This is a genomic window from Sphingomonas sp. BRN-1R (assembly GCF_057748035.1).
In genome coordinates, this window is the sequence record NZ_CM173236.1 from 667,177 (window position 1) to 686,774 (window position 19,598).

The following is a 19,598-nucleotide window of genomic DNA, read 5'->3' on the forward strand; positions in this document are numbered from 1 at the left end:
GGCTCTGGAAACCCCTTTAGAACAAAGCTAGAACCATCGGCATGGCCCTTACCACCATTTCCGTGCGCGGCGCGCGTGAGCACAACCTCAAGAACGTCTCGGTCGACATCCCGCGCGACACGCTGACGGTCATCACCGGCCTGTCGGGCTCGGGCAAGTCGAGCCTCGCGTTCGATACGATCTATGCCGAGGGGCAGCGCCGCTACGTCGAGTCGCTGAGCGCCTATGCGCGCCAGTTCCTCGAAATGATGCAGAAGCCCGATGTCGATCACATCGAGGGCCTGTCCCCCGCCATCTCGATTGAGCAGAAGACCACCTCGCGCAACCCCCGCTCGACGGTGGCGACCGTCACCGAGATCTACGACTATATGCGCCTGCTGTGGGCGCGCGTCGGCATCCCCTATTCGTCCGCCACCGGCCTGCCGATCGCCGCGCAGACCGTGTCGCAGATGGTCGATCGCGTGATGGCGCTGCCCGAGGGCACGCGGCTGTACCTGCTCGCGCCGGTCATCCGCGGCCGCAAGGGCGAATACAAGAAGGAGATGCTCGAATGGCAGAAGGCGGGCTTCACCCGCGTGCGCATCGACGGCGAACTCCATGAGATCGAGGAAGCGCCCGCGCTCGACAAGAAGCTCAAGCACGACATCGAAGTGGTGGTCGACCGCCTCGTCGTGAACCCCGACAGCGCTACCCGCCTCGCCGAGAGTTTCGAGACCGCGCTCAAACTGGCCGAGGGGCTCGCCTATGTCGATCTGGTCGACGCGACCGTCGCGGGCCTGGCCGGTGACGCGCCGATGCCGGTCGGCCAGGGCCAAGCCGAAGGCGAGACGATCGCCAAGGGCAAGACCGCCAAGAAGATGAAGGGCACCGGCATCCCGGACAACCGCATCGTCTTCTCCGAAAAATTCGCCTGCCCGGTCAGCGGCTTCACCATTGCCGAGATCGAGCCGCGGCTGTTCTCGTTCAACGCACCCCAGGGCGCGTGCCCGGCCTGCGACGGCCTCGGCGAGAAACTGCTGTTCGACGAAGACCTCGTCGTCCCCAACCACGCGCTGTCGATCAAGAAGGGCGCGGTCGTGCCCTGGGCCAAGTCCAACCCGCCGTCGCCCTATTACATGCAGGTGCTCGGCAGCCTCGCGCGCGAATACGATTTCAACCTCGACACGGCGTGGCAGGAACTGCCGCCCGAGGTGCAGCGCGTCATCCTCCACGGCACCGAGGGCAAGCCGGTCACGCTCACCTTCATCGATGGCCGCAAGAGCTACGACGTGAAGAAGCCGTTCGAGGGCGTGATCGGCAACCTCAACCGCCGCATGCTCTCCACCGAAAGCGCGTGGATGCGTGAGGAACTGTCCAAATACCAATCCTCCGCCCCCTGCGAAGTGTGCGGCGGCGCGCGCCTCAAGCCCGAGGCGCTCGCGGTCAAGATCGGCATGCGCGACGTCTCGTCGATCACGCGATTGTCGGTGGTCGATGCGCTCGCGTGGTTCACCGCCATCCCGAACGACCTGACGCCACAGCAGAACGCCATCGCCGAGCGGATCCTCAAGGAAATCCTCGAACGGCTCGGCTTCCTCAACAACGTCGGGCTCGATTACCTCAACCTCGATCGCACCTCGGGCACGCTGTCGGGCGGCGAGAGCCAGCGCATCCGCCTCGCCTCGCAGATCGGCTCGGGGCTGTCGGGCGTGCTCTACGTGCTCGACGAACCCTCGATCGGCCTGCACCAGCGCGACAACGACATGCTGCTGGCGACGCTGCGCCGCCTGCGCGACCTCGGCAACACCGTGCTGGTGGTCGAGCATGACGAGGATGCGATCCGCACCGCCGATTACGTGATCGACATGGGGCCGGGCGCCGGCGTCCACGGCGGCAGCGTGATCGCGCAGGGCACGTTCGAGGAAGTGCTCGCCACTGAAGGCAGCATCACCGCCGATTACCTCGCCGGCCGCCGCAAGGTGCCGGTGCCGGACAAGCGCCGCAAGGGCAACGGCAAGAAGCTCACCGTCCACAACGCCACCGCCAACAATCTGCGCGGCGTGACGGCGAGCATCCCGCTCGGCACCTTCACCTGCATCACCGGCGTGTCCGGCTCGGGCAAGTCGAGCTTCACCATCGACACGCTCTATGCGGCGGCGGCGCGGTCGCTCAACGGCGCGCGCATCGTGCAGGGCAAGCACGACAAGATCACCGGCCTGCAATATCTCGACAAGGTGATCGACATCGACCAGTCGCCGATCGGCCGCACCCCGCGCTCGAACCCGGCCACCTATACCGGCGCCTTCACCCAGATCCGCGACTGGTTCGCCGGGCTGCCCGAAGCGCAGGCGCGCGGCTACAAGGCCGGGCGGTTCAGCTTCAACGTCAAGGGCGGCCGCTGCGAGGCATGCCAGGGTGACGGCCTGCTCAAGATCGAGATGCACTTCCTCCCCGACGTGTACGTGACGTGCGACGTCTGCCACGGCCAGCGCTACAATCGCGAAACGCTCGAGGTGAAGTTCAAGGGACTGAGCATCGCCGACGTGCTCGACATGACGGTCGAGGATGCGGTCGAGTTCTTCAAGGCGGTGCCGCCGATCCGCGACAAGATGGCGATGCTCGCCGAAGTCGGGCTCGGCTACGTCAAGGTCGGCCAGCAGGCGACGACGCTATCGGGCGGCGAGGCGCAGCGGGTGAAGCTCGCCAAGGAACTGTCGCGCCGCGCGACGGGGCAGACGCTGTACATACTCGACGAGCCGACCACGGGGCTGCACTTCGAGGACGTGCGCAAACTGCTCGAAGTGCTCCACGCGCTGGTCGAGCAGGGCAATACCGTGGTGGTGATCGAACACAATCTCGACGTCATCAAGACCGCCGACTGGATCATCGACCTCGGGCCGGAGGGCGGCGTGAAGGGCGGGGAGATCGTGGCGGAAGGCGTGCCGGAGAAGGTGGCGAAGGCCGAGGGGAGCTTTACGGGGCGGTATCTGGCGCCGTTGTTGGGGTGAGAGGAAGCAGTACTATGCCTCCTCGTCGTCGCCGGTCAATTGGAACGCTTTTCCTTGAGTTATACCGAGGCCCTCTCGGTAAAGCGTCGGAATCTTATAGGTTCCTTTGACATCTTCTAAGAAGCCAAGTTCTAAAAGCGGTTTTATCGTCGAACGAACTTCATTTACGGAAATTAGCAAGACGTCCACTAAAGAATCTAAGTTATGTTCTGCCTTGCCGTTTCTAAATTTACTAATGATAGGGGAAAGGGATCCTGCTTCCGCCAAGAGAGTATTCGTTAACCTGGCTTTTACTAAGTTACGAAAGTCCTTTTCTAAGTGCCTCTGGTTCTACGATCGCCACGTTGTCATATTCACGAGGATCTCTATCTTCTTTACGAAGCTGAGCTTCTCGAGTGAAATTAATTAAGTCAATAAGGTTTCGTGGAGGTTTTACATCATTTCCGTCGCGGATCCGGCGCATCATCCACACTCATGTCCGTGGTTTTCTGAGGCCGAAGTCAACTTGGTCTGGAAATATCTTATCGAACATTTGTTGATCGGTAAGTTCCGCTGTTGAAATATCGTTAACAAAATATTTGTTCTCGCGGACCCGTCGAGCTAGAAGATTCAACAGATCTTCCTCGTCCCAAATGATTTCTAACTTCTTTGCATTGATATGAGTAAGATTAACAAAGCCCGACGATGTTATTCGACGGAATAGGTCCCGTCTCAGGAATAGTTTCATTTTGATGTTGGAGAATTCAGTCAAGTCAAGATAGGTTCTTAGCAAGGCGCGCAGTGCTACAACCTCGACCTCCGCATGGCCCTGAAAAGCCTCATCAAGCCTATCAAACGTGATCCAAGCTCTAATATCCGAAGATTGCATCACGCTATTAAGTAAAACAAATGCATCTTCTGCGGCAATTCTCATATCGGCAATTTTTTCAATGCCTTCAGGCGAAAATTCTACCTTTGGACTTATAGTGGGGAGTCCTGCCTCACTAGAGCGGTTTTCGTCGGGGCTGAATCGTTGGGGATTCACACGGCACCCGTTTTCTGATTCACGATCCGTGCTGGCGAAGGAGGCCGGGATGGATGGGCCGAGCGTTATCGCGTGATCTTCGGGATCGTGTCATCGCTGCTGTCGAAAGCGGGGTGTCTTGCCGGCAGGCGGCAGAGCGGTTCGGCGTCAGCGCGGCAAGCGCGATCCGCTGGCGACAGCTGGTGCTCGCTCATGGCACGCCGGCGGCCAAGCCGCAGGGCGGTGATCGCCGAAGTCCCAAGATTGAGGACCATGCCGCCTTCATTCTGGAGGCGATCGAGCAGCAGCCGGATCCGACGCTGGCAGAGCTTCGTGGGATGCTGGCCGAGCGTGGCGTGAGCGTCAGCATCGCCACGCTCTGGCGCTTCTTCGCCCGCCACGGGATCACGCGCAAAAAAAGACCGGCCACGCGACGGAGCAAGATCGTCCCGACGTCCTGAAGCGTCGCGAGGAGTGGTTCGAGGGCCAGCTCGATCTCGACCCCGACAAGCTGGTCTTCATCGACGAGACCTGGGCGTCTACCAACATGGCGCGGCGCCATGGTCGCTGCCGGCGGGCCAGCGCTTGCGCGCCGGCATCCCCTTCGGACATTGGAAGACCACGACCTTCGTCGCCGGCCTGCGCCGCACGGGCATGGTAGCACCCTGGGTGCTCGACGGACCAATGAACGCCGATGCGTTCCTCACCTACGTCACGCGCGTGCTCGTGCCGGAACTCGGCCGCGGTGACGTGGTCGTGATGGACAACCTGTCGAGCCACAAGGCGCCGGCCGTGCGAGCCGCCATCGAAAGCGTTGGCGCAACGCTCCTCTTCCTCCCGCCCTACAGCCCAGACTTCAACCCGATCGAGCAGGCCTTCTCCAAGCTGAAGGCGCACCTGCGAAAAGCGGCCGAGCGGACCGTCCATGGCCTATGGAACGCCATCGGTCGCATCCTCGATCTCTACTCGCCCCAGGAATGTGCCAACTACTTCGCCGCTTGCGGCTACGATGCAGACTGATCGAAAACCGCTCTAGAGCTTTCTGCCTGAAAAAATTGGCGCTTACAACGTCGTATTCCACTCATTCAGTAGCGGCGGGGTGTGCTCCACATCAGATTTTGCTGGGGCGTGAAGAGTCAAGCTGCACGTCGCAAAGTGCTACTATGCCCCTTCGGATACTGGCGGCTGTCCTACACACCCCGATCTCGCTACCCTTTCGCGCCACAACCGAAAGGAACCCACATGTCCACCATCCGTCACCCGCAGTCGGTCCCGCTATCGCGGCGTAGCGAGATCGCGGGCAGCTATGCCGGTGCCGAGCGCGAGGCGCGCGCGCGGTGGGAGGCGCTGGTCGATGCGCGGTTGATCGGCACTGCCCAGCCACTCTCGGCCGAGGCGCTCGCCGGGATCGCGGCGTGGGAAGAGGGGCTCGGCGTCGGTGGCGGGCGGCGCGGTGGCTGAGCGGGGCGGTGTTGGATTTGGTGGCGCGCGCGCGGACGCGGCGCGTGGCTTGGGTGGGCGATGTTTGCGATGATGGGGTGAGGGTGGCGCTCCCGGGGGCGCGGCGTGGGAGTGAATCCCACGCCGTCGGTCGGCGCTGGAGCGCCGCCGGCCGGGCGCGGCTAGTCCGCTCGGGATGAGCTTGCGCTAATCCCGTCGCCGCCGCGCCTCACCGCCCCGTGTTGTACTCATCCTCCACCGACCATTGCCGCTCGGGCAGCCACACATGCGCGGTGTCGGCATAATAGCGCGGCCGCGCGGTGTAGCGTGCCTCGACGATGCGGACTTGGCGCATCGCGTCGCGCGTCGCGGTCTCGGTGCAGGAGGGGGCGTAGCTCGACGCATAGCCTCGGTCGCCGAGCGAGTCGCACAGCTCCTGCGCCGTCACGCTCACGCGGCGGCGCAGCTCGCGGCGGTCTTCGGGATATTCGAGGTGGAGGTCGCGGTAGCTCACCCGCTGCGACACCGAGTCGACATGATCGGGGATCGGCTGGTGGCCATAGACGACGATGTCGTCGCGCTCGAAATTCTGCGCGGCGGCGGGCAAGGCGGAGACCAACGCAAAGCCGGCGGCAAGCGCGGCGGCGGACAGGGTGGACAGGCGGATCATCGAACCTCCTCAGCTACACGGCCCGCCGCACGGGCGGGCAGACTCGGGCATCGTCTCTCGCGTTAACCATTACCACGCCGGCCCGTTCCGGCAATGCGGCGTGCAGGCGATGGGGAACGGACCCGCCGCTCGCGCGGTTGAAGGGGTAAGGCTTTCAACACAAAGGACCGAGACGATGGCAGCCAAGGCCAAAAGCACCGCCAAACCCGCCACCCGCGCGACCGAGCGTCCCAAAACGGGGCAGACGGGTCGCGGCGCGTCGATCGGCATCGCGGCGGGTGCGCTCGCGGTGATCGGCGGCTTGGCGGCGGCGCTGCGCTTCGGCGTGTTCGACCGGATCGCGGCGGCGGCCACTGGGAGCGGCGCAGAACACGCCGTGCCCGATCTCGCGACGGACAAGCCGCACAACGACGGCAGTGCGCGTGCGCCTGAAGCGTTCCGTCCCGATCCGACCGCGCCCGTCTCCGCCGCCGAGCGCGACGCCTTCCGCCCCGCCACCGTCCCGATCGGCGGCACGCCCGACCGGCATACCGAAGCGGTTCACTGACGCCGCCGGCCGCTTCGTTTCGCGGCCGGATTGCGCATGGCGGCGGAGCCTCCCATATCCGCCGCCATGAGCGAACAATCCAATCGAGTGGTGTGGCACGGCACCACGATTCTCTCCGTGCGCAAGAACGGTCGCGTTGTAGTCGCTGGTGACGGCCAGGTGACGCAGGGCCAGACCGTGATGAAGCCCAACGCCCGCAAGGTGCGCCGCCTGGGTGACGGATCGGTGATCGGCGGTTTCGCCGGCGCGACCGCCGATGCCTTCACCCTGTTCGAGCGGCTCGAACGCAAGCTCGAACAGCATCACGGCCAGTTGCTGCGCGCGGCGGTCGAACTCGCCAAGGACTGGCGCACCGACAAATATCTCCGCAATCTCGAAGCGATGATGATCGTCGCCGACAAGGACGTGACGCTGATCCTCACCGGCAACGGCGACGTGCTCGAGCCGGAGGCGGGCATCGCCGCGATCGGGTCGGGCGGCAACTACGCGCTCGCCGCCGCGCGCGCGTTGGTCGAGTACGAGGGCGATGCCGAGACGATCTGCCGCAAGGCGATGAAGATCGCCGCCGACGTGTGCGTCTATACCAACGAACGACTGACCGTCGAAGCGATCGAAGGCGCAGCCGACGCCTGATCCCGATCCGTCACCCCAGCAAAAGCTGGGGTCTCCTCGTTACGAAGCGCGCCCCTGCGGCACAAGATCCCAGCTTTCGCTGGGATGACGAACAAAGAAGAGTTTCATGAACGACCAACTTACCCCCAAGGCTATCGTCCGCGCGCTCGACGCGCACATCATCGGCCAGTCCGACGCCAAGAAGGCGGTCGCGGTGGCGCTGCGCAACCGCTGGCGGCGTCAGCGGCTCGGCGCGGATCTGCGCGACGAGGTCAGCCCCAAGAACATCCTGATGATCGGGCCGACGGGCTGCGGCAAGACCGAGATCAGCCGCCGCCTTGCCAAGCTCGCGGACGCCCCGTTCATCAAGGTCGAGGCGACCAAGTTCACCGAGGTCGGCTATGTCGGCCGCGATGTCGAGCAGATCGCGCGCGACTTGGTCGAGGAGGCGATCCGGCTCGAGAAGGAACGCCGTCGCATCGCGGTCAAGGACAAAGCCGAGGAGGCCGCGCTCAGCCGTCTGCTCGATGCGCTCACCGGCAAGGGTGCGAGTGAGGCGACGCGCGAGGCGTTCCGCCAGCGCTTCCGCGACGGCCATCTCGACACCACCGAGATCGAGATCGAGCTCGAACAGGCGCCGCAGATGCCGTTCGAGATCCCCGGCGGCGCGCCGCAGATGATCAACATTTCCGAGATGATGGGCAAGGCGTTCGGCGGCCAGCAGTTGAAGCGCCGCAAGCTCACCGTGCCCGCCGCCTGGGAGAAGCTGGTCGAGGAGGAGGCCGACAAACGTCTCGACCAGGATGAACTGAACCGCATCGCGCTGGCCGACGCGGAGGAGAATGGCATCGTCTTCCTCGACGAGATCGACAAGATCGCGGTCAGCGATGTGCGCGGCGGCTCGGTGAGCCGCGAGGGCGTGCAGCGCGATCTGCTGCCGTTGATCGAGGGCACCACGGTCGCGACGAAATATGGACCGATGAAGACCGACCATGTGCTGTTCATCGCCTCGGGCGCGTTCCATGTCGCCAAGCCAAGCGACCTGCTCCCCGAACTTCAGGGCCGCTTGCCGATCCGTGTCGAGCTGAAGGCGCTGACCGAGGACGATTTCGTCGCGATCCTGTCCGACACCAAGGCGTCGCTGACCCAGCAATATGTCGCGCTGATCGGCACCGAAGGCGTCGGCGTCGAGTTCACCGAAGACGGCATCCGCGCGGTCGCGAAGATCGCCGCAGAGGTGAACGGCGAGGTCGAGAATATCGGCGCACGCCGGTTGCAGACGGTGATGGAGAAGCTCTTGGAGGAAGTCAGCTTCGAGGCCGAGGATCGGCAGGGCGAAACCGTCGTGGTCGACGCCGGCTATGTCGAAAAGCAGTTGTCGAGCATCGCGCGCAACACCGATCTCAGCCGGTTCGTCTTGTAAGCAGGCTGCTTGACTGTTCCGCCCCCGCGTCCAAGACTTGGGCACGGGGGAGGACAGACGATGCGGAGGCTAATAGCGGGGGCGCTGCTCGGTATCGCCAGCTGGGCGATGACGACGGCACCAGCGGTCGCGAAGAAGATCGTCGTCGGGCAGCCCGCGCCCGATTTCAAGCTGCGCCTCGCTGGTGGCGGAAAGGTATCGCTGGCTGACCTGCGGGGGCAGGTGGTCATCCTCAACCTGTGGGCGACATGGTGTGGCCCATGCAAGCAGGAGATGCCCGAACTCGACCGCATTCAGGCGAACGGCGCGCGCTATGGCCTGCACGTGTTCGGGGTGCTGGCGATGGATCCGACGCCGCTGTCTGCGCTGAAACCGCTGGCCAAAGTTTTGCACTATCCGCTCGTCGCCTCGATCAGCGGTGATTATGTGGCGGTGGGCAATGCGATCCCGACCAACTACATCATCGATCGGCAGGGTATCGTGCGCTATGCCAAGGCGAACGCGCTGACCGCCAGGGAATATGCCGACATCATCGCGCCGCTGCTCGCCGAGCCGGCCCCGGCGTCGGAGCCGGTGCACGGGTTGCCGGCGGCGACACGCTAACGGGGGTTCAGCGTTTCGGCGCGCGGTACGGCACGAACGACCGGATCGTGCAGACGCCGCTCGGAATGTGGCTGGTCAGATCGACCGTGCGGATTGGATCGCCAGCGCACAATTGCGAACCGAACTGCTGCGACACGATCGCGTCGCCGCGGTCGAGCCCGTGGCAGCCGCCGTTGGTGTCGGCGCGGTAGATCAGCCCGCGGCCCTGTTTGTAGAGGATCGTGTCGCCGATCCGCTGGGTCTCGTAGCGGTCGTGGCTGTCGAGGCATTGCTGCGGCTTGCCCGGCACCAGCCCGGCGAGTGCCTTGTCGATTTCGGCCTGATGCCTGGCTGCCTCGCGCGCGGCGCGGCCGTGATCGGCCGACAGCGCGGCGGTGCCCGCGAGGAGGAGCATGGCGGGCAGGATGAAGCGGTACATCGCGATTCCTCGGCTGGATCGCGGGTATAACGCGCTTACCCCTTGAAATTATCCTTGGCCGCGCGTCGCTCGGCGAGTTCGTCCGCCGACCGGGCGCGCAGGAACGGATTGGTGGCGCGTTCCAGCGCGATCGTGGTGGGCACGGTCGCCTCGCCGGCGGTGCGCGCGGCATCGACCGTAGCCATGCGGGTGACGATGGCGGCGTTATCGGGCTCGGCGACCAGCGCGTAGCGACCGTTGCTTTGCGTATATTCGTGCGCGCAGAACACCTGCGTTGCGTCCGGTAACGTGGCGAGGCGCTGCATATTGGCGAACATCTGCGCAGGCGTGCCTTCGAACAGCCGGCCGCAGCCCATCGCGAATAAAGTATCGCCGACGAAGATCGTCGCATCGTCGGCAAGATGGAACAGGATATGCCCGGCGGTGTGCCCCGGGGCTGCGATCACCTGCGCGACGTGCGCGCCGATCCGCACGGTGTCGCCCTCGGCAAGCTGCACGTCGAGCGTCGGGATCTTCGCGGCTTCGGCGGCGGGGCCGCTGATCGTGGCGCCGGTGGCGGCCTTCACCGCGGCGTTGCCGCCGGTGTGATCGGCGTGCCAGTGCGTGTTCCACACCTGATCGATCGTCCAGCCGCGCCGCTCGGCCTCGGCAAGGGCGGGGGCGGCATCGCCGGGATCGACCACCACCGTCTCGTTGGAGACGGGATCGTGGATCAGCCAGATGTAATTGTCGGTGAAGGCGGGAATGCGGACGATCTCGAGGTCGGTCATGCAAACTCCATCGCAAGCGCCGCTTCGCCGAGCCGGCGGGTAAGGGCGGCGGCAGGTTCGCTGCGGGCGAGCGCGACGCCTTGCCCGGCCCATAGCGGTGAATAGTCGCCGCGCCCCTCGCTCTCGGCATGCGCGCGCAAAGGGGCGAGCGCAGCGCTCGCATATGGGAAGGGCGGCGCGGCGGTGCTGACGGGGCCGATCGCCTCGATCAGCCGGTTGCGCAGGCCGCGTGCGAGCCCGCCCGAGAACAGGTTGGTGAACACGCTGTCGTCCGCGCCGGCTCGCGCCATCGCGGCGCGGTGCGGCGTGCTCGCCTTGCTTTCGGGCGTGGCGAGATAGGCAGTGCCGACCTGCACCGCGCCCGCGCCAAGCGCGATGGCGGCACGCACGCCGCGTTCGTCGGCGACGCCGCCCGCCGCGATCACCGGCACCGAAACTGCATCGGCGATTTGCGGGATCAGCGCGAACAGCCCGACCGGGTGATGGCCTTCGCGGAAATGTCCGGCGTGGCCACCCGCCTCGAACCCTTGCGCGATGATCGCATCGCAGCCCTGATCAGCGAGGAAGCGCGCCTCGGCAACGGTGGTGGCGTTGCCGATCAGTTTCGCCCCGGTCGCGCGCATGCGCTCCAGCAGCGGCGCTTCGGGCAGACCGAAGTGGAAGCTGACGAACTCGGGCCGCGCCACCTCGATGGCCTTGGCCATCGCATCGTCGAATGGTCGGCGCAGCGCGGGCGCGGTGGTCGGGCGAGAGATACCTTCGGCGACGTAGCAGGATGCGAGTTGCGCTTCCCATGCGGTCGTGTCGGGGACGGGGCCGAGCCGGTGGCAGAACACGTTGAGGTTGAGCGGCCCGGCCGCGCTTGCGCGGATCGTCGCGACGGTCTCGATCACCGCCTCGGGCGAGAGCGTCGCGCAGGCGAGCGAGCCGACCGCGCCCGCCCCGATCGCGGCGCCCGCCAGTTCCGCGCCCGCGAACCCCGCCATCGGCGCCTGGATCAGCGGGAAGCGCGCGCCCGACAGGTCGAGAAAGGCGCGCACTCCGAACACTTTTTACCAGACCCCGGTGTTGGGCATCGACGCCCACGGCTCGGCTGGCTCGAGATGCCCGTCCTGCAACAGCTCGACCGAGATGTTGTCGGGGGTGCGCACGAACGCCATGTGGCCATCGCGGGGCGGGCGGTTGATCGTCACGCCCGCGTCCATCAGCCGCTGGCACGTCTCATAGATGTTATCGACCTGATAGGCGAGGTGCCCAAAATTGCGCCCGCCGGTATAGTCCTCCGGGTCCCAATTGTGGGTCAACTCGACCTCGGCGACGCCCTCCTGCCCGGGTGGGGCGAGGAAGATCAGCGTGAAGCGACCCTTCTCGCTGTCGATGCGGCGGACTTCCTTGAGGCCGAGCAGTTCGAAGAACGCCACCGTCGCCTGCGGATCGGTGACGCGGATCATGGTGTGGAGATACTTCACGCAGGCGCTCCTGTTGTGTGCCGGCCGCAGATAGGCACGCAGCGGCCCGCGCGCCAGCCTTCAGGGTTTGGCGGGCATGTTGAATTGCGCGAGTGCGGCGATGGCGGACTTGTTGGCGACGCTGCCCGGCTGGAGCGCGGCGGCGCGGCCCCAGGCGGCCTTTGCGCCCGCCTCGTCGCCCGCGGTGGCGGCGATGTTGCCCGCTTCGAGTTGCACCGAAGCATCGTCGGATGAGCGTTTGAGCGCCTCGGCGATGTCCTTCTGCGCGCGCGGCAGGTCGCCCATCCGCCGTGCCAGCGTGGCGGAGAGCAGCCATGCCAGCGGGTCACGCTCCGCCTCGACCACGGCATGGTCGAGATCGGCGCGTGCCGCTTTCACGTCGCCGGTCGCGACATAGGCGCGCGCGCGGTCGAGATAGGCCTCGCCGCTTTGCAGCCCGACCAGCGTGTGCGGGGACAGCGCGGCATCGAGCGCGGCGCGCGCCTTCACCGCATCCTTGCCGCCGAGCCACGCGTTGCCCGCCTGTGCCCAGAAATAGGCGGCGCGATCGTCATGCACGACATCGGCGCGGCGCGCGGCGACCTCGAATTCGGCCGCGCCGGCCGCCCACTTCGTCTCGTTGACGTACGCGATGCCGAGACATTGATGCGCGAGGAAGGTGCCACCCGCGAGCAGCCAGGTGCTCGCCTCGGTCTCGGCGGACTTGGGATCGCGCGCGGCAAGATCGAGGCAGCGGTTGTAGCGCTGGGTCGCGGTGGAGATATCGGGCAGCGGCGCGGCGGGGGCCGGGCCTTGCGTGGCGGCGGCGAGGAGCAGGGCAAGCATCATGCGGCGGGCGTCACCTGTTCGATCATGCCGAGGATCGCGGCGATATCGGACTCGCGCGACAATCGGTGGTCGCCGTCCTTGACCAGGGTAAGCTGCACGTCGGGTGAACGGATCAGTTCCGCGAGCCGCTGGCTGCGGTTCCACGGTACGTCGCGGTCGAGCATGCCCTGGATCAGCCGCACCGGCACGTCGATCGCGATCGGTCCGAACATCAGCCGGTTGGCCTCGCCCGATTGCCAGAAGGCGCGGGTAAAGACGGTCGGCGTATCCGAATAGGCGGAGGCGCGCTCCAACCGGCCGTCGGACAGGATCGCCAGCTTCTCCTCGATGGTGAAGCCCCAGTCGGTGAAGTCGGGCGCGGGGGCGATGCCGACCAGCGCGGCGACCTTCTCCGGGTGATCGCGTGCGATCAGCAGCATCAGCCAACCGCCCATCGACGAGCCGACCAGCACCGCCGGGCCTGCCACGACCTGATCGAGCAGCGCGAGCGCGTCGTCGCGCCAGCCGGCGAGCGTCTGCTCCTCGAACGCGCCCTCGCTCGCGCCGCAGCCGCCATAGTCGAAGCGCAGGCAGGCGCGGCCGTGCGCCTTCGCCCAGGCCTCGATGGCGAGCGCCTTGGCCCCCGTCATGTCGGACGCATAGCCGGGCAGGAACACGATCGCCGGGCCGGTGCCGGGAGTGAAGTGATAAGCGAGCGCGGGACGGGGATCGGTCATGGCGCGGGCTTTACGCCAGCCCCGCGCGCGCGGCAACGTGAGGCCGCCGTCAGAAACGGAAGCCCGGCTTGGCCGCCTTCGTGTCGCCCGAGCAGATGCCCCGCAGCGCACCCCATTGATCCACGTCGAGCACCGGCCGGTCGGCGCCGTGCGTCTTCGCCGCCGCGATGAAGCGCGCCGCGCGCGTCTGCGACATCGGGTGGGTCGATAGATAGGCGGTGAAACGGCCGATCCCGCCATCCTCTTGCGTAGACAGCCGCTTGAAGAAGCGCGCGGTCGGCAGCGGGGAGATATGCGCGGCGGCAAGCGCGTCGATCGCATAGCCGTCCGCGCGCGCCTCGGCCCCGCGCGAATAGGCCGAGGCGAGCAAAGCGTTGGTATAGCCGCCGACATGCCCGTCGAGCCCGCCGAGCAGCACGCTCAGCCCAAGCTGGCGCAACAGCGATTCGAGCACGTCGCGGTGGCGGACATGGCCGATCTCGTGCGCGAGCACGCCCGCCACCTCGTCGGGTGACGCCGCTGCCTGGACAAGTCCGTCGAACAGCACGATGCGCCCCCCCGGCAGCGTAACGGCGTTGACGATCGGCAGGTTGACCACGCCTACGCGGATATCGGGATCGTCCGGGTCGACCCGCGACACCAATGCGGCGAGCGCCTGCGGCCCGCCTTTGCCCGCGCAGATCTGGTTGCCGAAATCGCCCGCCATCATGTCGCCGAGCTGGCGTTCGACCGAGCGCGGCACCGCGCGCGCGATCAAGGCGGGCGACATCAGGAACACCGTCACCACCGCCACCGCGACCACCGCCGACAGCGCGGCGGCGCGCCACAACCCGATCCGGTCGATCAGCCTGCCGTAGCGCGCCGGTGACGGGAGCACGGCCGCGAGGTCCGCCGGCACGCCGCCGGGGAACACGATCCGCCAACCGGCGCGTCCGGCGAGGCCATAGCTCGCATCCCCCGCCACCACGTCGCCCGCGACGAGATCGGCGAGCGGGTAGGGTCCTTCCACCACGTCGCCGTCGATCAGCCGGAACGCACCCCCCTCCGCCACGAACAGCGGCGTGCGCCGCAGCGCGCTGACGCCGTCGTAATGCCAGACGGGCACGGGCTCAGATCGCGCCGATGTCGAAAGCATCGAGCAGCCCCTCGCCTTGGCCCGGCGGGCGCGTGGTGGATTGGGTGAAGCCGGCGAGATCGACCTCGCCGAAGGCGTGCATGTGGCGGATGAAGAAGGTCCAGTTGCGATAGCCGACGAAAATATAGCCGATGCCGAGCGTGGTGATCGTCAGCGCGAAGTTGCCGAGGACCAGCTTGATCCAGTCGATAGTGGTCGCGGTGAAGGCGAACTCCAGCTCACCCAGCCGCAGCGCGCCGACCGCCTCGCGGAAATAGGCGGCGTAGAAGGTCAGCGCGATCACGCCCAGCACGACGAAGAACAGCAGGTAGAACAGCCCGAGCGCCACGAACAGCAGCACCGGCAGACTGGCCGGGCTCGGCGTGGCGGGGAACCGCGCGAACGCGCCGCTCATCGCGCCGAGCACGATCACGCCCAACACCGCAAAAACGAAGAACACCGGCACCAGATAGAACAGCAGGAAGCGCAGGAAGATCGGCCCGGCATGAGCATCCGCGTGGAAGCGATATGGGCCGAAGCTCATCTCGCCGAAGCGCTCGTTCCACAGCCGCGTCATCGCCCAGGGGGTGAGCAGCCCGAGCGAGAACGAGCCGAGCAGCGACTTCCACAGATAGCTCCAGCCGAACGCCAGCCCGAACGAATCGCTGCCGCCGCGGATGCCGTGCCAGAGTGTGCGGCTGAGCCGGTAGCGCAAGGCGCGGAAGATCGCGACGCCGGACAGGAAGAAGAACAGCAGATAGGTGGCGAAGCCGAGCAGCCCCGCCACCCCCTCGTGCCCGCGCAGCAGCGCCGCGTTGAAGGCGATGAAGTTGAACACCGCGATCGGCATGGCGAAGATCAGCACGGCAAGGCCGTAGCCGATCATCAGCTCGCGCCCGGTGCCGGTCCATTCGAGCCGATCGTCGATGAATCGCGTCCGGCTCCACAGATAGCGCCGCTCGCGCGTGCGCGCCCAGAACAGATAGACGCCGAGCGTGACGATGCTGAGCAGCAGGTTGGTGAAGGCGATCGGCGCGAACTCGCGCCAGTCGCCGGAGAAGGCGAACGCCTTCGCTCCGGCCGAATCGCGCACCCGATCATCCATCCCGTTTGACTCCCCCGGCCCCGTGCCGGTTGGAGCGCAGCGCGCGGGATCGGTCAAGCGCCGGTCGCCGCCGGTGCAACGCGAGCGGCGGCGGTTGAGACTATGCGTCGCGCCACGGTCTGCTAACGCGGTCGTACCGTGTACCGCTTGATTCTCGCTTTGCTGTTCGTCCTGTCGGGCACCATCTCCGCTGTGCAGGCGCAGGTCGCGCCACCGCCAGTCGCGTCGATCCCGGCAATGCTGCCGACGCCGGGCCCGCAGACCGACAGCGAGGCGCTGCTCCAGGACGGCACCGAATATGCGCGGCAGTATGACGTACCGGTCGAGGAGGCGATCCGACGCTTGCGCGCGCAGGCAGCGAGCGTACCGTTCACCGATACGCTGGCCGAGCGCTATCGTGCGCGTCTCGCCGGCATCGCCATCGAACACCGGCCCGCATATCGCATCGTCGTCGCGCTGACCGGCACCGCTCCCGTCGCGGCCCACGTCGTCGACGTGGGCGGAATGCGCGTGCCGGTCGTGTTCCGCACCCGCGCGGCGGCGACGCGCGAGCAGGTGCTGTGGGCGATGACCAACCATCAGGCGGCGATCCGCGCCGCTCTGCCCTCGCCCCCAAGCATGGGGCTTGATCCGCGCACCGGCGAACTGGTGGTGACGATCGGCAACGCCGCGCGCGCCGAGCGCGCCGCGATCCGCGCGCGCGTCGCGGCGATCGCCGGGGTGCCGGTGCGGATCCGCGCGATCGAGGACCGCGATGTGGATCTTGTCGCCGAAGGCGGCGGGCGGGTCGACGGGATCGATCCTGCCGATGGCCGGCGTTACTATTGCACGACCGGCTTCACCGTTACCGATGGCGCGCGCTCCGGCGTCACCACCGCGGCGCATTGCCCCGACACGCTGCGCTATCATGATCCGCGGGGCGGCACGGTGCCGCTCGATTTTCTCGGCCAATGGGGCTGGGGGTATCAGGATGTGCAGATCAACCTCAGCGCGCAGCCGCTCGGCGCGCTGTTCTTCACCGATGCGGCGCGCACGATAGAGCGCCCGGTCAGCGCGCAACGCTCCCGCACCGCGACCCGCAGCGGCGACTTCGTCTGTCACCGCGGCGAGCGCACCGGCTATAGCTGCGCAACCGTCGAACTGACCGACTTCGCGCCGGCCGGCGATCTGTGCGGCGGCGCGTGCGTGCCGAACTGGGTGACGGTGGCGGGTCCGACCTGCAAAGGCGGCGACAGCGGCGCGCCGGTGTTCAGCGGCACCACCGCCTTCGGCATCCTCAAGGGCGGCAGCTATCGCAAGGACGGTAGTTGCGCGTTCTATTTCTATATGTCGCTCGACTATCTGCCGACCGGATGGCGGTTGATCGGCCCGCCGACATGGATGGTGCCGAATCGGTGACGAGATGACCCAAATCGGTCTTTTCGCCCAAGGTTAAGCTGACTATAGCGCCCTGCGTGCATCCCGCCCGCTGTCACGGTGGTGCCATAAGCATTGGAAGCAACGCGTTAATCACCGAAAATTGCGCTGTCAGTCTTTGCCGCGTTGCAGCATGGCGCTTGTCAGCGTCGGGCGCACCGGGCTAGACACGCGGCGGTAAAAGGGGTCACGACTGTGCGTAAAGGTATCATTCTCGCGGGCGGCTCGGGCACGCGGCTTTATCCGCTGACCAAGGGCGTGTCGAAGCAACTCATGCCCGTGTACGACAAGCCGATGATCTATTATCCGCTGTCGACACTGATGAGCGCCGGCATCCGGGAGGTGATGATCATCACCACCCCGCACGATCAGGCGTCGTTCAAGGCGCTGCTCGGCGACGGCAGCGATCTTGGCATGGTGATCGAATATGCCGTGCAGCCCGAGCCCGCCGGGCTGGCGCAGGCGTATCACATCGGGGCGGACTTCGTCGGCGACAAGCCCTCGGCGCTCGTGCTGGGCGACAACATCTTCTATGGCCACGGACTGCCCGAGTTGCTGAACCGCGCATCCGATCGCGACGAAGGTGCAACCGTATTCGGCTATTACGTCAAGGACGCAACCGCCTACGGCGTCGTCTCGTTCGACAAGCACGGCCGTGCCGAGACGATCGAGGAGAAGCCCGCCGTTCCCAAGTCGAACTATGCGGTGACCGGCCTCTACTTCTACGACAACGACGCGGTCGCGCTGGCGCGCGACCTCAAGCCGTCCCCGCGCGGCGAACTCGAGATCACCGATCTCAATCGCCTCTATCTCGAAGCGGGCAAGCTCTCGGTCGAGATCATGGGGCGCGGCTATGCCTGGCTCGACACCGGCACGCACGGCTCGCTGCTCGATGCGGCGCTGTACGTGCGCATCACCGAGGAGCGGCAGGGCCTCAAGATCGCCTGCCCCGAGGAGATCGCCTGGCGGCAGGGCTTCATCGACGATGCCCAGCTCGAGCGCATCGCGGGTCCCTTACGCAAAAGCGGCTACGGCCAGTATCTGCTCGATCTGCTCGAAGGGAAGATTTTCGCATGAACTTCATCGAGACTGGGATCCCGGGGCCGATCATCATCGAGCCGGCGGTGTTCGGCGACGAGCGCGGCTTCTTCCTGGAAAGCTGGAACGCCGCCAAGTTCCGCGACGGCGGGCTCGACCTGACGTTCGTGCAGGACAACCACAGCCGCTCGGCCAAAGGTGTGTTGCGGGGCCTGCACTTCCAGAACCCCAGGCCCCAAGGCAAGCTGGTGCGCGTGACGGCGGGTGCGGTGTGGGATGTCGCGGTCGATATCCGCCGTTCGTCGCCGCATTTCGGCAAGTGGGTCGGGTTCGAGCTGTCGGCGGCGAACAAGCGGATGTTCTGGGTGCCGCCGGGCTTCGCGCACGGCTTCGTCACGCTCGAGGACGGCACCGACTTTCTCTACAAATGCACCGAGTTGTACGAGCCCGCCAGCGAGCATTCGCTGCTGTGGAACGACCCTGCGCTCGGCATCGATTGGCCGCTGGAGGGCATCGAGCCGAAGCTGTCGGGCAAGGACGCGGTCGCCAAGCCGCTCGCCGAGATCGAGACGTTCGCATGAAGGCGCTGATCGTCGGTGCGGGCGGCCAGCTCGGTCGCGGCCTCGCCGCGACCGCGCCCGAGGGCGTCGAGATCGTCGGGCATGATATCGACACGCTCGACATCACCGATGCCGCCAGCGTCGATGCAGCGGTCGCGGCGGAGAAGCCCGACCTGATCCTTAACGCCGCTGCTTACACGGCGGTCGACAAGGCGGAGAGCGACGAGGACGCGGCTTATGCTGTCAACGCGACCGCGGTCGGGCTGCTCGCCGACGCGGCCGCCAGGCACAATGCGCGGCTGGTGCACGTCTCGACCGACTTCGTGTTCGACGGGCACGCGGGCACGCCTTACGCGCCTGATGCCGCGACCAACCCGCTCGGCGCATACGGCCGCACCAAGCTCGCCGGCGAGCACCTCGCGGGCAAGGATGCGCTGATTGTGCGCACCGCGTGGGTCTATGCGCCGACCGGGGGCAATTTCGTGCGTACGATGATCCGGCTGATGGGCGAGCGCCCCGAAGTGCGCGTCGTCGCCGACCAGATCGGTACGCCGACCTATGCGCCCGGCCTCGCCGCCGCTTTGTGGACGATGGCGGACAAGCGCGTCACCGGCACGCACCACTACACCGACGCGGGCGCGGCGAGCTGGTACGACTTCGCCGTCGCGATCCAGGAGGAGGCACTCGCCGCCGGGCTGCTCTCGGCGCAGGTGCCGGTGATCCCGATCGCGACCGCCGACTTCCCGACGCCGGCCAAGCGGCCGAGCTACTCGGTGCTCGACAAGGCCTCGACCTTCGCCGCGCTCGGCGGCCCGACCCCGCACTGGCGGGCGAACCTGCGCACGATGATGGCGTCTATCGTCGCGCATGGCTGAAACG

Annotated in this window: 21 protein-coding genes and 1 pseudogene; 11 read left to right on the plus strand and 11 right to left on the minus strand. The window is 66.4% G+C overall.

The features are described 5' to 3' along the window. Nucleotides 1–41 precede the first annotated feature (41 nt). Nucleotides 42–2,987 (plus strand): excinuclease ABC subunit UvrA, encoded by a 2,946-nt coding sequence (gene uvrA / locus AC3ANX_RS03120; RefSeq protein ID WP_488335574.1) that lies wholly within the window; start codon nucleotides 42–44, stop codon nucleotides 2,985–2,987. Between the two features lie 12 nt (nucleotides 2,988–2,999). On the opposite strand, the gene AC3ANX_RS03125 is transcribed toward uvrA, so the two are convergent. Continuing rightward, on the minus strand, nucleotides 3,000–3,254 hold the full coding sequence (locus AC3ANX_RS03125) for a hypothetical protein (RefSeq protein WP_488335575.1): 255 nt from the start codon (nucleotides 3,252–3,254) through the stop codon (nucleotides 3,000–3,002). Between the two features lie 205 nt (nucleotides 3,255–3,459). After that, nucleotides 3,460–4,011 (minus strand): hypothetical protein, encoded by a 552-nt coding sequence (locus tag AC3ANX_RS03130; RefSeq protein WP_488335576.1) that lies wholly within the window; start codon nucleotides 4,009–4,011, stop codon nucleotides 3,460–3,462. A gap of 53 nt (nucleotides 4,012–4,064) precedes the next feature. Between AC3ANX_RS03130 and AC3ANX_RS03135 the strand changes: the two are divergent. Continuing rightward, a pseudogene (locus AC3ANX_RS03135) lies at nucleotides 4,065–5,010 on the plus strand (IS630 family transposase). A gap of 222 nt (nucleotides 5,011–5,232) precedes the next feature. Then, nucleotides 5,233–5,451 carry a hypothetical protein gene (locus AC3ANX_RS03140; protein ID WP_488335577.1) on the plus strand — a complete coding sequence of 73 codons (219 nt, stop codon included), beginning with the start codon at nucleotides 5,233–5,235 and terminating at the stop codon, nucleotides 5,449–5,451. Nucleotides 5,452–5,659: 208 nt separating this feature from the next. Here AC3ANX_RS03140 and AC3ANX_RS03145 read toward each other — a convergent pair whose 3' ends face one another. Further along, complete coding sequence (locus tag AC3ANX_RS03145; protein WP_488335578.1) at nucleotides 5,660–6,100, minus strand: UrcA family protein; 441 nt, start codon at nucleotides 6,098–6,100, stop codon at nucleotides 5,660–5,662. A gap of 175 nt (nucleotides 6,101–6,275) precedes the next feature. Between AC3ANX_RS03145 and AC3ANX_RS03150 the strand changes: the two genes are divergently transcribed. The 4 genes from AC3ANX_RS03150 to AC3ANX_RS03165 all read left to right on the plus strand — a co-directional run bounded on the left by AC3ANX_RS03150 (nucleotide 6,276) and on the right by AC3ANX_RS03165 (nucleotide 9,285). Then, complete coding sequence (locus AC3ANX_RS03150) at nucleotides 6,276–6,647, plus strand: hypothetical protein (protein WP_488335579.1); 372 nt, start codon at nucleotides 6,276–6,278, stop codon at nucleotides 6,645–6,647. A gap of 66 nt (nucleotides 6,648–6,713) precedes the next feature. After that, nucleotides 6,714–7,280 (plus strand): ATP-dependent protease subunit HslV, encoded by a 567-nt coding sequence (gene hslV, locus AC3ANX_RS03155; protein ID WP_488335580.1) that lies wholly within the window; start codon nucleotides 6,714–6,716, stop codon nucleotides 7,278–7,280. A 106-nt stretch (nucleotides 7,281–7,386) separates the two neighbouring features. Then, complete coding sequence (gene hslU / locus AC3ANX_RS03160; protein WP_488335581.1) at nucleotides 7,387–8,682, plus strand: ATP-dependent protease ATPase subunit HslU; 1,296 nt, start codon at nucleotides 7,387–7,389, stop codon at nucleotides 8,680–8,682. A gap of 60 nt (nucleotides 8,683–8,742) precedes the next feature. Continuing rightward, a complete protein-coding gene (locus tag AC3ANX_RS03165) occupies nucleotides 8,743–9,285 on the plus strand; it encodes a TlpA family protein disulfide reductase (RefSeq protein ID WP_488335582.1) in 543 nt (180 codons plus the stop codon). A gap of 7 nt (nucleotides 9,286–9,292) precedes the next feature. Here the strand turns inward: AC3ANX_RS03165 and AC3ANX_RS03170 are convergent, their stop codons facing one another. From AC3ANX_RS03170 to AC3ANX_RS03205, 8 genes are all read right to left on the minus strand, one after another. Next, the gene (locus AC3ANX_RS03170; RefSeq protein ID WP_488335583.1) at nucleotides 9,293–9,703 is read right to left on the minus strand and encodes a hypothetical protein; all 411 of its coding nucleotides are present in this window, start codon (nucleotides 9,701–9,703) and stop codon (nucleotides 9,293–9,295) included. A gap of 35 nt (nucleotides 9,704–9,738) precedes the next feature. Continuing rightward, nucleotides 9,739–10,473 carry a hydroxyacylglutathione hydrolase gene (gene gloB, locus AC3ANX_RS03175; RefSeq protein ID WP_488335584.1) on the minus strand — a complete coding sequence of 245 codons (735 nt, stop codon included), beginning with the start codon at nucleotides 10,471–10,473 and terminating at the stop codon, nucleotides 9,739–9,741. Further along, nucleotides 10,470–11,513: an NAD(P)H-dependent flavin oxidoreductase gene (locus tag AC3ANX_RS03180; RefSeq protein WP_488335585.1), complete on the minus strand. Its 1,044-nt coding sequence runs from the start codon at nucleotides 11,511–11,513 to the stop codon at nucleotides 10,470–10,472. The genes gloB and AC3ANX_RS03180 overlap by 4 nt, the downstream gene beginning before the upstream one ends. 12 nt (nucleotides 11,514–11,525) lie before the next feature. Continuing rightward, nucleotides 11,526–11,924, minus strand: coding sequence for a VOC family protein (locus tag AC3ANX_RS03185; RefSeq protein ID WP_488336873.1), 399 nt, complete (start codon nucleotides 11,922–11,924; stop codon nucleotides 11,526–11,528). A 78-nt stretch (nucleotides 11,925–12,002) separates the two neighbouring features. Continuing rightward, a complete protein-coding gene (locus AC3ANX_RS03190) occupies nucleotides 12,003–12,770 on the minus strand; it encodes a tetratricopeptide repeat protein (RefSeq protein WP_488335586.1) in 768 nt (255 codons plus the stop codon). Further along, nucleotides 12,767–13,486 carry an alpha/beta fold hydrolase gene (locus AC3ANX_RS03195; RefSeq protein ID WP_488335587.1) on the minus strand — a complete coding sequence of 240 codons (720 nt, stop codon included), beginning with the start codon at nucleotides 13,484–13,486 and terminating at the stop codon, nucleotides 12,767–12,769. Before AC3ANX_RS03195 ends, AC3ANX_RS03190 begins: the two co-directional genes overlap by 4 nt. A 49-nt stretch (nucleotides 13,487–13,535) precedes the next feature. After that, a complete protein-coding gene (locus AC3ANX_RS03200) occupies nucleotides 13,536–14,591 on the minus strand; it encodes a M48 family metallopeptidase (protein ID WP_488335588.1) in 1,056 nt (351 codons plus the stop codon). A gap of 4 nt (nucleotides 14,592–14,595) precedes the next feature. Continuing rightward, nucleotides 14,596–15,705 carry a YjgN family protein gene (locus AC3ANX_RS03205; RefSeq protein ID WP_488335589.1) on the minus strand — a complete coding sequence of 370 codons (1,110 nt, stop codon included), beginning with the start codon at nucleotides 15,703–15,705 and terminating at the stop codon, nucleotides 14,596–14,598. Nucleotides 15,706–15,843: 138 nt separating this feature from the next. On the opposite strand from AC3ANX_RS03205, the gene AC3ANX_RS03210 reads away from it, so the two are divergent. The 4 genes from AC3ANX_RS03210 (at nucleotide 15,844) to rfbD (ending at nucleotide 19,594) form a co-directional block, all read left to right on the plus strand. Beyond that, nucleotides 15,844–17,103, plus strand: a complete 1,260-nt coding sequence (locus AC3ANX_RS03210; RefSeq protein ID WP_488335590.1) for a chymotrypsin family serine protease — start codon at nucleotides 15,844–15,846, stop codon at nucleotides 17,101–17,103. 213 nt (nucleotides 17,104–17,316) lie between these two features. Then, complete coding sequence (gene rfbA, locus AC3ANX_RS03215) at nucleotides 17,317–18,198, plus strand: glucose-1-phosphate thymidylyltransferase RfbA (protein ID WP_488335591.1); 882 nt, start codon at nucleotides 17,317–17,319, stop codon at nucleotides 18,196–18,198. Continuing rightward, nucleotides 18,195–18,740, plus strand: a complete 546-nt coding sequence (rfbC, locus tag AC3ANX_RS03220) for a dTDP-4-dehydrorhamnose 3,5-epimerase (RefSeq protein ID WP_488335592.1) — start codon at nucleotides 18,195–18,197, stop codon at nucleotides 18,738–18,740. Before rfbA ends, rfbC begins: the two co-directional genes overlap by 4 nt. Next, the gene (gene rfbD, locus AC3ANX_RS03225; protein WP_488335593.1) at nucleotides 18,737–19,594 is read left to right on the plus strand and encodes a dTDP-4-dehydrorhamnose reductase; all 858 of its coding nucleotides are present in this window, start codon (nucleotides 18,737–18,739) and stop codon (nucleotides 19,592–19,594) included. Before rfbC ends, rfbD begins: the two co-directional genes overlap by 4 nt. The last annotated feature ends 4 nt before the right edge of the window (nucleotides 19,595–19,598 follow it).